This window comes from Streptomyces sp. NPDC002698, from assembly GCF_042888945.1.
In the GTDB taxonomy this organism is placed as follows: domain Bacteria; phylum Actinomycetota; class Actinomycetes; order Streptomycetales; family Streptomycetaceae; genus Streptomyces.
In genome coordinates this window covers 29,490-41,154 of sequence record NZ_JBIAQM010000028.1, presented here as the reverse complement: position 1 = coordinate 41,154, position 11,665 = coordinate 29,490, and the positions used below count along the sequence as shown (strand labels likewise).

Genomic DNA, 11,665 nt, shown 5'->3' with positions numbered 1-11,665 from the left:
TCGCGACGTGATGAGTGGTCTTTTCGCTGTCTACCGGAGTGAGGTAGCCCGCCATGTCGACTCCAGTACCCCGATCCGTCCCGTCCGCCGATCGTCTTCAGGGCGGCGGGACGGTCACAGACCGGCTCGTGACGGCCAACCGTGCGTACGCGGCCGGGTTCGTGGATACCGGCAGGGACGCCCGCCCTGTCCAGCGCGTCGCCGTCGTGGCCTGTATGGACGCCCGGATCGACCTCCATGCCGCGCTCGGACTCCAGTTGGGCGACTGCCACACCGTGCGCAACGCGGGCGGTGTCGTCACCGACGACACCATCCGCTCACTGACGATCAGTCAGCGTGCCCTCGGGACCCGCAGCGTCGTACTCGTCCATCACACGGGCTGCGGGCTGCAGAGCATCACCGAGGAGTTCCGGCACGAGCTGGAGATGGAGGTCGGGCAGCGACCGGCCTGGGCGGTCGAGGCGTTCCGGGATGTCGACCAGGACGTACGGCAGTCGATGCGGCGTGTCCGTACGTCGCCGTTCCTTCCCCATACCGACGATGTCCGCGGCTTCGTCTTCGACGTCACGACCGGGCTGCTGAGGGAGATCGACCCGCGGGTCTGAGCCGCGCTGTGCTCTTGTCGCCGGTCGCCGGTCGCCGGTCGCCGGTCGCCGCGCGCTCGCCGCCGGGTGTACCGGTCGTCGTCCGGCGGTGAGGGCGCGGCCCTCCTGGATTCGCCTCCGCAGCTCCCTGGTGCGCTTCGGTATCTGGCTGCATACTGTATGCAGTTCCCGTGGGAAGCTGTTCGCGCGGAGGGGGCCTCCCTTGTCCTATCGCACTTCTCTCTCGGTCGTCCTGGCCGAAGTCGTCGCGCCCGCAGCCGAACCGGCTGCCAGGGAAGGCAGGTTCCCCCGGGATGCCGTGTCGGCGTTGGGCCGTGCCGGGCTCCTCGGTCTCACCGTCGCTCCGGAGTCAGGAGGCGGTGGGCTCGGGCTGTCCGAGGCCGTCGACGTGGTCGCGCGGACCGCCCGTGTCTGCCCGGCGACCGCCGCCGTGCTCGCGTCCCATTTCGCCGCGGTCGCCGCCATCGAGTCCTGTGGTGGTTCCTGGGTGCGGGAGGAGGTCGCCGCCGGACGGCACCTCGTCGGCCTCGCCCTGTCCGAGGGCGGATCCGGAGAGGCGGAGGAGGGTGAGCCGTACGGGAGGGAGTTCGGGGAGCCCCGCTCGGGCGCTGTCCGTTTCGCGGACGTGGTCGCCCTGCGGGGCCGTAAGAGGCAGGTGGTCGCGGCGGGTGAGGCCGACAGCTACCTCTGGTCCTCGCGACCGTTCGCGGGGCGGGACGGTCTGACGCTGTGGGTCGTTCCGGCGCAGGCCGCGGATCTGTTCGTCCCGGACCGGCCCGCCGGGGGAGGGCCCGGCGGCAGTGCCACCTCCACCCTGTACGCGGATCCGGTGCTCGTTCCCGCCGACGTGATGCTCGGACGGGACGGTGGAGGGCTCGACGTCCTGACGGGCAGCGTGCGGCCGTGGCTGCTGGAACTGGGAGCCGCCGTCGAGGGCGCACTGCCCGGACCTGGCTACGGCGCCGACACCTTCCGGCCGGGCGCCGATGCTCTCCGGTCCGGCGGCGGCGACCTTAAGCCCGGGGGCGAAGGCCTCCGGCCGGTGCCCGCGGCGTGAGCTGGCGGGCGGTGTGGGTGATGAGTCCCGTGCGAGGCGCCCCTCGGTCAGTCCTGGTTCGCCCCGGCGGCGAGCTGCTTGCGATAGAAGCCGGTGGTGCGCTCGGTGTGCTTGCGCATGACCTCGCCGGCGCGGTCGGAGTCGCCCTTGGCGATGGCCCTGATCAGCTGGGCGTGTTCGTTCCAGGCCTCCTTGCCGCGGGGCCGCGCGATCGGCGTGTAGTACCAGCGCACCTTCTGGCTCACCCCCGCGATCAGTTCGGCCAGGACGGCGTTGTCGGCGATCGAGGTGATGAAGGTGTGCAGCGCGGTGTTGGCCGCGACCAGCCGCTCGATGTCGCTCGCGGCGAGCGCGTCGACTCCCTCCTGGTGCAACGTCCAGAGTCGCTCGACGTCCTCGGGTTTCGCGTGCTGGGCGGCGAGTTGGGCCGAGTAGGTCTCCAGAACCGCGCGGACACCGAGGAGTTGGGCGGCCTCTTCTTCGGTGGGGGAGTGGACGAAGGCTCCCTGGGCGGGGCGCAGGTCGACCCAGCCGTCGGTCTGGAGCCGTTGGAGCGCCTCCCGCACGGGCTGGCGGCTGACCCCGAGGTGCTCGGCGAGCTCGGCCTCGACGAGATGCTGGCCGGGCTTGAGGGAGCCGCTGACGATCAGCTCGGTCAGGGCGTCGTACACCGCTTGCCGCAGTGGTGCCGGGCGGGTGACGCGCCGGGCCGCGGCGGCCGTGAGTGCCTCGCGCATGGGAGCCCCGTTCCGCCACCGGCCCCGCGGGGCCGACGGCTCTGCCAAGAGGTGGCCGCCGAGAGGGTCGCCGACGGCTGCGTCAGCATACAGGTTTTCGTATGCAGGATGGGGGGTTGCCGGGAGGCGATCCCAGGTCGGCCGGGGTGCCGCCGGTGGCCGGTGGCACCCGCCGGCGAGGTGGCGTCGGCGTGCGGGGCGCTCCTCGGCGGGTACCTTCCGCCGCCCGCGGTGTCCGTCGCTGTCGCCCCGAGCGGTCAATTGCCGTGCGGAGCAGGAGGGTTGATTCGGATTGAGTTCTGTATACAGAAGCCTGTATGGGGTAGTGTTCAAGTCTCCCGCACGCATCGCCGGGGACCCGCACGACGGAAGGCGGAGCGATCATGACGGCAAGCGTGAGTGACGTGACGGTCGAGAGCGTGGTCCGGACGGCGGCGGCCGTTCACCGGGATCGACGCGGCGCGCTCCTGCCCGTACTGCATGCCGTACAGGCCGAGTTGGGGTGTGTGCCCAAGGAGGCGATTCCCGTGCTCGCCGACGAGTTCAACCTCTCCCGGGCGGACGTCCACGGAGTGGTGACCTTCTATCACGACTTCCGCGCGGAACCGGCCGGACGCACCACCGTGCGCATCTGCCGGGCCGAGGCCTGCCAGGCGCTCGGCGCCGACGGCCTGGTGACCTACGTCCGTGAGGCCGGACTGGTCCTCGGGGAGACGAGCGCGAACGGCGCCGTCACCGTCGAGCAGGTCTTCTGCCTCGGCAACTGCGCCCTGGGCCCGTCGGTCGAGGTGAACGGCCGGCTGTACGGCCGCGTCGGACCTGCCCGGCTGGGCCCGATGCTGAACGGGGAGGTCTCGTCATGAGGGACGAGGCCGGCGTTCCCGTCGTGAGCGACGAGGCCGACGACACGACGCACCCCACGGCCACCGTCTACGTACCCCGCGACTCGGCGGCCCGGTCCGTCGGCGCGGACGACGTCGCGGACGCCCTGCGACAGGCCGCCGTGCGAGGCGACTTCGCCCTCGACGTCGTACGCAACGGATCACGCGGCATGCTCTGGCTGGAACCCCTCGTCGAGGTGGTGACCCCGCACGGGCGCGTCGGATACGGACCCGTGGCCCCGGCCGACGTCGAGGACCTGATCGCCTCCGGCATGCTCGACGGCGCCGACCATCCGCTGCGGCTCGGTGTCGTGGACCGGCTCCCCTGGCTGGCCCGGCAGAACCGGGTCACCTTCGCCCGGGTCGGTGTCACCGACCCGCTGTCCACGGACGACTACCTGGCGCACGGCGGCCTCGCCGGACTGCGTGCCGCGCTGGAACGCCCGCCCGCTGACGTGGTCGCCGAGGTCACCGCGTCCGGCCTGCGCGGCCGCGGAGGCGCGGGCTTCCCTGCCGGCGTCAAATGGAAGACCGTCCTCGACTGCGCGGACGAGCTCAAGTTCGTCTGCTGCAACGCCGACGAGGGCGACAGCGGCACCTTCGCCGACCGGATGGTCATGGAGGGCGACCCGTTCATGCTCATCGAAGGCATGATCATCGCCGCGCACGCGGTCGGCGCGAGCGAGGGCTACCTGTACATCCGCTCGGAGTACCCGGACGCGGTGGCGACCATGCGGGCCGCGATCGGCATCGCACGGGAACACGGCTGGCTCGGCAAGGGCGTTCTCGGCTCCGCGCTCGACTTCGAGCTGCACGTCCGCGTCGGCGGCGGCGCGTACATCTGCGGCGAGGAGACCTCCATGCTGGAGAGCCTGGAGGGCAAGCGCGGCACGGTCCGCGCCAAACCCCCGATCCCGGCGATCGAGGGCCTGTTCGGCAGACCGACCGTGGTGAACAACGTGCTCACCCTCGCGACCGTCCCCGTCGTGCTCGCGGACGGCGCGCGGGCTTACGAGGAACTCGGTGTCGAACGCTCGCGCGGCACCCAGGTCTTCCAGCTCGGCGGCAACATCGCGCACGGCGGCATCGTCGAGACCGCGTTCGGCGTCACCCTGCGCGAACTGGTCGAGGACTACGGGGGCGGCACGTTCTCCGGGCGTCCGGTGCGCACGGTGCAGGTCGGCGGACCGCTCGGCGCCTACCTGCCGACGTCGATGTTCGATCTGCCGATGGACTACGAGGCCTTTGCGGAGGCAGGCGCGATGGTCGGCCACGGAGGTGTCGTCGTCTTCGACGACACCGTCGACATGGCCGCCCAGGCCCGCTTCGCGATGGAGTTCTGCGCCGCCGAGTCCTGCGGCAAGTGCACACCGTGCAGGGTCGGTTCGGTACGCGGCGTCGAGGTCATCGACAAGATCGTGGCCGGCCGGCACCCGGACGAGAACCTGGCGCTCCTGGAAGACCTGTGCGACCTGATGACCGACGGCTCGCTGTGCGCGATGGGCGGGCTGACACCGATGCCCGTACGGAGCGCCCTCACCCACTTCCCCGACGACTTCCTCGCCCGTGAGGCCGGCCGGGAGGCCGACTCCCGCCGGCCGAGCGGCGCGAGGAGGGAGGCCACGTCATGACACTGCTCAAGGAACCCGACTTCGGAACCCCGGAACGGCCCGGCGAGGCCACGGTGGTGGTGGAGGTCGACGGGCTGGCGGTGACCGTCCCCGAGGGCACCTCGGTGATGCGCGCCGCCGCGCTCGCCGGGGTCGACATACCCAGACTGTGCGCCACCGACAGCCTGGAGCCGTTCGGCTCCTGCCGGCTGTGCGTGGTGGAGATCGACGGCCGGCGCGGCACCCCCGCCTCCTGCACGACTCCGGTGGCGGACGGGATGACGGTGCGGACCCAGACACCGAAGGTGGAGAAGCTCCGCCAGGGCGTCATGGAGCTGTACATCTCCGACCATCCCCTCGACTGTCTCACCTGCCCCGCCAACGGCGACTGCGAACTCCAGGACATGGCGGGCGTGGTGGGGCTGCGGCAGGTGCGGTACGGCTACGAGGGCGAGAACCACCTCGACGCCGAGAAGGACACCTCCAACCCGTACTTCGACTTCGACCCCTCCAAGTGCATCGCCTGCTCCCGCTGCGTGCGCGCCTGCGGCGAGGTCCAGGGCACCTTCGCGCTCACCATCGAGGGACGCGGCTTCGACTCCAAGGTCTCGCCCGGCGCCGCGGAGACGTTCATGGACTCCGAGTGCGTCTCCTGCGGAGCCTGCGTCCAGGCCTGCCCGACCTCCACGCTCCAGGAGAAGTCGGTGGTCGAACTCGGCATGCCGACCCGGTCGGTGGTCACCACCTGCGCCTACTGCGGTGTCGGCTGCTCCTTCAAGGCCGAGCTGCGCGGCGACGAACTCGTCCGCATGGTGCCGTACAAGGACGGCGGCGCCAACGAGGGCCACTCCTGTGTGAAGGGCCGGTTCGCCTTCGGCTACGCCACCCACCCCGACCGGGTGTTCAAGCCCATGGTCCGGGACAGGATCACCGACCCCTGGCGCGAGGTCGGGTGGGACGAGGCCATCGGCACGGTCGCCCGGCGGATGCGGGACATCCAGCGCCGCCACGGATCGGGTTCGATCGGCGCGATCTCCTCGTCGCGGTGCACCAACGAGGAGGTGTACGTCGTCCAGAAGATGGTCCGCGCCGCGTTCGGCAACAACAACGTGGACACCTGCGCCCGCGTCTGCCACTCCCCGACCGGATACGGACTCAAGCAGACCTTCGGCGAATCGGCCGGAACCCAGGACTTCCGCTCCGTGGCGGAGGCCGACGTCATCATGGTGATCGGGGCCAACCCCACCGACGGACACCCGGTGTTCGCCTCCCGCATGAAACGGCGCCTGCGCGAGGGCGCACGGTTGATCGTCGTCGACCCCCGCCGCATCGACCTGGTGCGCTCACCGCACATCGAGGCCGCGCACCACCTCCAGCTCCGGCCCAGCACCAATGTCGCCGTCGTCAACGCCATGGCCCATGTGGTCGTCACCGAGGGCCTGGTCGACCGGTCCTTCGTGGACACCCGGTGCGAAGGCTTCGACGCCTGGGCGGAGTTCGTCGCCCGGCCCGAGAACAGCCCGGAGGCCACCGAGGAGATCAGCGGCGTCCCCGCCGGCCAACTGCGCGCCGCCGCGCGCCTGTACGCGACAGCGCCCAACGGCGCGATCTACTACGGGCTCGGCGTCACCGAACACAGCCAGGGCTCGACCATGGTCATGGGAATGGCCAACCTCGCGATGGCGTGCGGCAACATCGGACGCGACGGCGTCGGGGTCAACCCCTTGCGCGGCCAGAACAACGTCCAGGGCTCCTGCGACATGGGCTCCTTCCCGCACGAACTGCCCGGCTACCGCCATGTGTCCGACGACGCAGTCCGCGAGGTGTTCGAGAACCTGTGGGGCGGCACCCTCCTCGCCGAACCCGGGCTGCGCATCCCCAACATGTTCGACGCCGCGATCGACGGGACCTTCCGCGGTCTGTTCGTGCACGGCGAGGACATCGCGCAGTCCGACCCCAACCTCCAGCACGTCACCGCCGCCCTCGAGGCGATGGAACTCGTCGTCGTGCAGGACCTGTTCCTCAACGAGACGGCCAGGTTCGCGCATGTCTTCCTGCCCGGCGCGTCCTTCCTGGAGAAGGACGGCACGTTCACCAACGCGGAGCGCCGGATCAACCGGGTGCGCGCGGTGATGAAGCCGAGGACGGGCAGGCACGAGTGGCAGATCGTGTGCGAGATCGCCACCGCCATGGGCTACCCGATGGCGTACGAGCATCCGGGCCGGATCATGGACGAGATCGCCGCGGTCACGCCGACGTTCACGGGAGTGTCCTTCGGCCTGCTCGACAAACTGGGCAGCGTGCAGTGGCCGTGCAACGCCACCGCTCCCGAGGGGACTCCGGTCATGCACGTCGACGAATTCGTGCGCGGCAAGGGCCGGTTCGTCGTCACGGCCTATGTGCCGACCAACGAGCGCAGCACCCGGCGCTTCCCGCTGGTGCTCACCACCGGGCGCATCCTCAGCCAGTACAACGTCGGCGCGCAGACCCGGCGTACCGGCAACGTCGCCTGGCATCCCGAGGACATCCTGGAGCTGCACCCGCACGACGCCGAGGTCCGCGGCATCACCGACGGAGCGCTGGTGACACTGGCCAGCCGGGTCGGGCGGACGACCCTGCGGGCGGAGATCTCCGACCGGATGCCGGCCGGCGTCGTCTACACCACGTTCCACCACCCCGTGACCGGCGCCAACGTGGTGACCACCGAGAACTCGGACTGGGCGACCAACTGCCCCGAGTACAAGGTGACCGCGGTCCAGGTCGGGCTCGCCCGTCCGCTCGGGCACGACGACGGGACACCGCGGCGGGCTCGGGGCGAGCGGTCCGTACGCGCCGGGGACGAGACGCCGCGGCCGGCCGACGACGACGTACTCACGGTGGGGGACTGAGATGACGGCGACCGTGCCTCCCGAGCGCCGGATGGCGAACGACATCGCCGCGAACCTCGGTCACCTGCCGCAGGAGTCGGCCGCCGAGGCCGTCGCGGGTCACATCGGCCGCTTCTGGGACCCGCGCATGCGTTCCCGGCTCCTCGCGTACGCCGACGCCGGAGCCGACGGCCTGGATCCGCTGGTGATCGCGGCGGTGCGGCTCATGCGCTGAGCGAGGTGCCGCAAGAGGCAAGAGGCAGGAGGCAAGAGGCAAGAGGCAGGAGGCAGGAGGCAGGAGCGAGCGGGAGAAGCAGCCGCACCGCCAGGACCAGCCACCGCCAGGACCAGCCACCCCTAGGACCAGCCACCCCTAGGACCAATCACCGTCAGGACCGGAAACCGACAGGACCAGCCCAAGGAGGATCTGGACCATGACCGCTCCCTCGACACCGGAGACCGCGGCGAACGCCGACGCGCGGACCGAGCTCACCGACGGGTATCACCTGGTCGTCGACGCGCTGAGGATGAACGACGTCGACACCGTCTACGGCGTCGTCGGCATCCCGATCACCGACCTGGCCCGCCTCGCGCAGGCGCGGGGCATCCGCTACATCGGCTTCCGGCACGAGAGCAACGCGGGTCACGCCGCGGCGGCCGCCGGCTTTCTCACCAAGAAGCCCGGCATCTGTCTGACCGTGTCCGCGCCGGGATTCCTCAACGGTCTGGTCGCACTGGCCAACGCCACCACCAACTGCTTCCCCATGGTGCAGATCTCCGGCTCCAGCGAGCGGCACCTGGTCGACCTCAGGCAGGGCGACTACGAGGAGATGGACCAGCTCGCCGCCGCGCAGCCGTTCTGCAAGGCCGCCTACCGGGTGAGCCGTGCGGAGGACATCGGCCGGGGCATCGCCCGTGCCCTGCGCACCGCGGTCTCGGGACGTCCGGGCGGTGTGTATCTCGACATCCCCGCCGCGGTCCTCGGCTCCGTCATGGACGCGGACGCGGGCGCGAGGACACTGAGCCGCCTCGTCGACCCCGCGCCGCGCCAGCTCCCGGGGCCCGAAGCGGTGGACCGGGCCGTCGAACTGCTCGCGGGCGCCGAACGGCCGCTGCTCGTGCTCGGCAAGGGCGCAGCGTACGCGCAGGCCGACGAACGCATACGCGAGTTCGTGGAGTCCACCGGCATCCCGTTCATCCCGATGTCGATGGCCAAGGGCCTGCTGCCCGACGACCATCCGCAGTCGGCGGCCACCGCCCGTTCGCTGGCCCTGAAGAAGGCCGATGTCGTGATGCTCGTCGGCGCCCGCCTCAACTGGCTGCTGAACCACGGCCGGGCACCGCAGTGGAACCCCGGTGCCCGGTTCGTCCAAGTCGACATCGAGGCCAGGGAGATGGACAGCAACCAGCCCATCGCGGCCCCGCTCGTCGGCGACATCGAGTCGGTGCTGGACGCGATCGCCGAGCGCGCCAAGCCCGGCCGGATCGCGGCCCCCGCCGCCTGGCGCGCGGAACTGGCCGCGCGGTCGGCGCAGAACGTCGCGAGGATGGCGGAGCGGCTGAAGGCGGATCCGCACCCCATGCAGTTCATGGGAGCCCTGAAGGCCGTACGCGACGTCGTGCGCGAGCACCCGGAGACGTACATCGTCAACGAGGGCGCGAACGCGCTGGACATCGCGCGCAACGTCATCGACATGCACGTACCGCGGCACCGCCTCGACAGCGGCACCTGGGGTGTCATGGGCATCGGCATGGGCTACGCGATCGCCGCCGCCGTCGAGAGCGGCGCCCCGGTCGTCGCCGTGGAGGGCGACAGCGCCTTCGGGTTCAGCGGCATGGAACTGGAGACGATCTGCCGGTACGGGCTGCCGGTCGTCACGGTCGTCATGAACAACGGCGGTGTGTACCGCGGCGACGACGTCAATCCCCTCGGCGACGCGCCCTCCCCGACCACCCTGATGCCCGCGGCCCGCCACGACCGGATGATCGAGGCGTTCGGCGGCAAGGGCTACCGCGCGACCACACCGGCCGAGGTCACCGCGGCCCTCACCGAGGCACTGGCCTCCGGCGGCCCGGCACTTATCGACTGCGTCATCGACCCCTCCGCCGGCACCGAGAGCGGCCACATCGCCCACCTGAACCCGAAGGGCATCACAGGCGGAAACATCGGGTCCGCCGCGAGGTGAGCCGCGAGCTCCCCTCCTCGCGATCGAGCCCGCGTCCGGTGACCGGGAGTCCGGCGTGGTCAGCCGCTCGTGCCGAAGTGGCTGCCGGTGGTCTCGCCGTCGTCCGTGACCGCCGCGGCGACGCAGCGGAACACCCGTAGCCCCTCGGCCCACTGGGGGGCGGTCGGCGGCAGGACGTCCACGTTCCAGCGGGTGCCGTCCGAACGGCTCGTGGACGTCAGGGAGTCACGCATGACCTGCTGCGAACACAGCGTCCTGACGTCGGGATGCCTGACGAGATCCCTCGCGTTGTATGTCGTCCCGTCCTTGGGCAGCGGGGCGACGGCGAAGGTCTGCCACACGTGCGCGACGTGACAGTCGGCGCGGCTGACGGTGATGGTTCCCGAGACGTCGGTGATACCGCTCCAGCACTCGGGGGTCGTGACACAGCGGCCGCCCACCCCTTCGACGTCGGCGGCCGCGCAGCCGCTCCGGGTGGTCCGTACGCCGCCGAAGGCCGCGCCGGCTCCCGGCGAGGCCTTGCCCGAGGTGCTGGGGGGCGGGGATCCGCCCACCGAGGAGCCGGGGCCGCCCGGCGATCCGTACTCGTTGACCACCCAGGTGACGGACACGCTCACCGAGACCACGGCCGCCACCACGCCGATCAGGCCGGGGCGCCACCGTGAGGACCCGCGCGTCGCCGGTTCGGCCACCGTGCTCGCCTCTCCACCGGCGGCGGGCCGGCCGTCCGGCCGCGCCGGGTCCGGAGTCCGCGGGTCCGTGGGCGGTGGGGGGAGGGTGTAGGACGTGGGGGGCGTGTCCCGATGGGCGGGACGGGTGGTGGCCGTACGGGGTACCGGCCCGGACCCGCCCTGTACGGCGCCGTCGACGTCGACGGCGGCCAGGGCGTCCCGCAAGGATGACGCGTTCGGCATCCGGGAGGCCGGATCCGTCTCCAGGGCCTGTCGGAGCACCTCGTTGAGGGCGCCCGGCACTCCCGGCAGGTCGGCGTAGGGCCAGGTGTGCCGGACGATGAGCTCCGCGAGGCTGAGCTGGGTGCCGTCGTCGGGGTGGTGCGGCGGGCGGCCCCGCAGGAGGGCGTAGAGCGTCGCGGCGAGCGAGTAGACGTCGCCCGTCGTCGTGGGTTCGGCCAGATGGAAGGCCTCGGGCGGCGCGTACGCCGGGGTCAGCGCCTCGCGCGTCACCGACAGGTCCCGGCCGGGTCTGGGCATGGCGGCCAGCCCGAAGTCGGTGAGGGCGGCGGCGCCGTACCGGTTGACCATGATGTTGCCCGGCTTGATGTCACGGTGCAGCACCCCGGCGGAGTGCGCCGCGGCCAGCGCGTCGGCGATGCCGAGCCCGATGTCCCGGGCCTCCTTGACGGCGAGCGGCCCATGGCGGTGCAGGCGCTCGCCGAGCGAGCCGCCCGGACACAACTCCATGACCATGTACGGGCGGTCGTCGCCGAGGACGCCCGCGTCGTAGACCGGGACCACGTGCGGATGCCCGGACAACCGGCCCGCGGCCGTGACCTCGCGCAGGAAGCGCTGCCGGTCGCGGTCCGAGGCCAGCACCCTGCTGTCGACCTTCAGCGCGACCTCCCGGCCCACCGCCACCTGGTGCGCCCGGTAGACCGTGGCGAAGCCGCCCCGGCCGAGGACCTCCTGGATCTCGTACCCGGAGAGTTCCACGTGCTCGTACCGCATGGTGCCGTCATCCCCCAACGCACAGCCCACCCACGGC

At 71.4% G+C, this 11,665-nt stretch carries 9 protein-coding genes; 7 read left to right on the top strand and 2 right to left on the bottom strand.

Annotated features, from left to right (window positions below; translation table 11 throughout):
* Window positions 1–53: 53 nt before the first annotated feature.
* Together ACFYW9_RS30295 and ACFYW9_RS30290 are read left to right on the top strand one after the other, a co-directional pair.
* Complete coding sequence (locus tag ACFYW9_RS30295) at window positions 54–605, top strand: beta-class carbonic anhydrase (protein ID WP_389156899.1); 552 nt, start codon at window positions 54–56, stop codon at window positions 603–605.
* Window positions 606–807: 202 nt separating this feature from the next.
* Window positions 808–1,662, top strand: a complete 855-nt coding sequence (locus tag ACFYW9_RS30290; protein ID WP_389156896.1) for an acyl-CoA dehydrogenase family protein — start codon at window positions 808–810, stop codon at window positions 1,660–1,662.
* A gap of 47 nt (window positions 1,663–1,709) precedes the next feature.
* On the opposite strand, the gene ACFYW9_RS30285 is transcribed toward ACFYW9_RS30290, so the two are convergent.
* Window positions 1,710–2,399, bottom strand: coding sequence for a GntR family transcriptional regulator (locus tag ACFYW9_RS30285; RefSeq protein ID WP_389156893.1), 690 nt, complete (start codon window positions 2,397–2,399; stop codon window positions 1,710–1,712).
* Window positions 2,400–2,782: 383 nt separating this feature from the next.
* Between ACFYW9_RS30285 and ACFYW9_RS30280 the strand changes: the two genes are divergently transcribed.
* From ACFYW9_RS30280 to oxc, 5 genes are all read left to right on the top strand, one after another.
* Window positions 2,783–3,262, top strand: coding sequence for an NAD(P)H-dependent oxidoreductase subunit E (locus ACFYW9_RS30280; protein ID WP_389156890.1), 480 nt, complete (start codon window positions 2,783–2,785; stop codon window positions 3,260–3,262).
* Complete coding sequence (locus tag ACFYW9_RS30275) at window positions 3,259–4,911, top strand: formate dehydrogenase beta subunit (protein WP_389156886.1); 1,653 nt, start codon at window positions 3,259–3,261, stop codon at window positions 4,909–4,911. The genes ACFYW9_RS30280 and ACFYW9_RS30275 overlap by 4 nt, the downstream gene beginning before the upstream one ends.
* On the top strand, window positions 4,908–7,778 hold the full coding sequence (gene fdhF, locus ACFYW9_RS30270; protein WP_389156883.1) for a formate dehydrogenase subunit alpha: 2,871 nt from the start codon (window positions 4,908–4,910) through the stop codon (window positions 7,776–7,778). The genes ACFYW9_RS30275 and fdhF overlap by 4 nt, the downstream gene beginning before the upstream one ends.
* A gap of 1 nt (window position 7,779) precedes the next feature.
* Window positions 7,780–7,992, top strand: a complete 213-nt coding sequence (locus ACFYW9_RS30265; RefSeq protein ID WP_389156879.1) for a formate dehydrogenase subunit delta — start codon at window positions 7,780–7,782, stop codon at window positions 7,990–7,992.
* A gap of 199 nt (window positions 7,993–8,191) precedes the next feature.
* On the top strand, window positions 8,192–9,943 hold the full coding sequence (oxc, locus tag ACFYW9_RS30260) for an oxalyl-CoA decarboxylase (RefSeq protein WP_389156876.1): 1,752 nt from the start codon (window positions 8,192–8,194) through the stop codon (window positions 9,941–9,943).
* 59 nt (window positions 9,944–10,002) lie between these two features.
* Here oxc and ACFYW9_RS30255 read toward each other — a convergent pair whose 3' ends face one another.
* Window positions 10,003–11,628 (bottom strand): serine/threonine-protein kinase, encoded by a 1,626-nt coding sequence (locus ACFYW9_RS30255; RefSeq protein WP_389156873.1) that lies wholly within the window; start codon window positions 11,626–11,628, stop codon window positions 10,003–10,005.
* Between the last annotated feature and the right edge of the window lie 37 nt (window positions 11,629–11,665).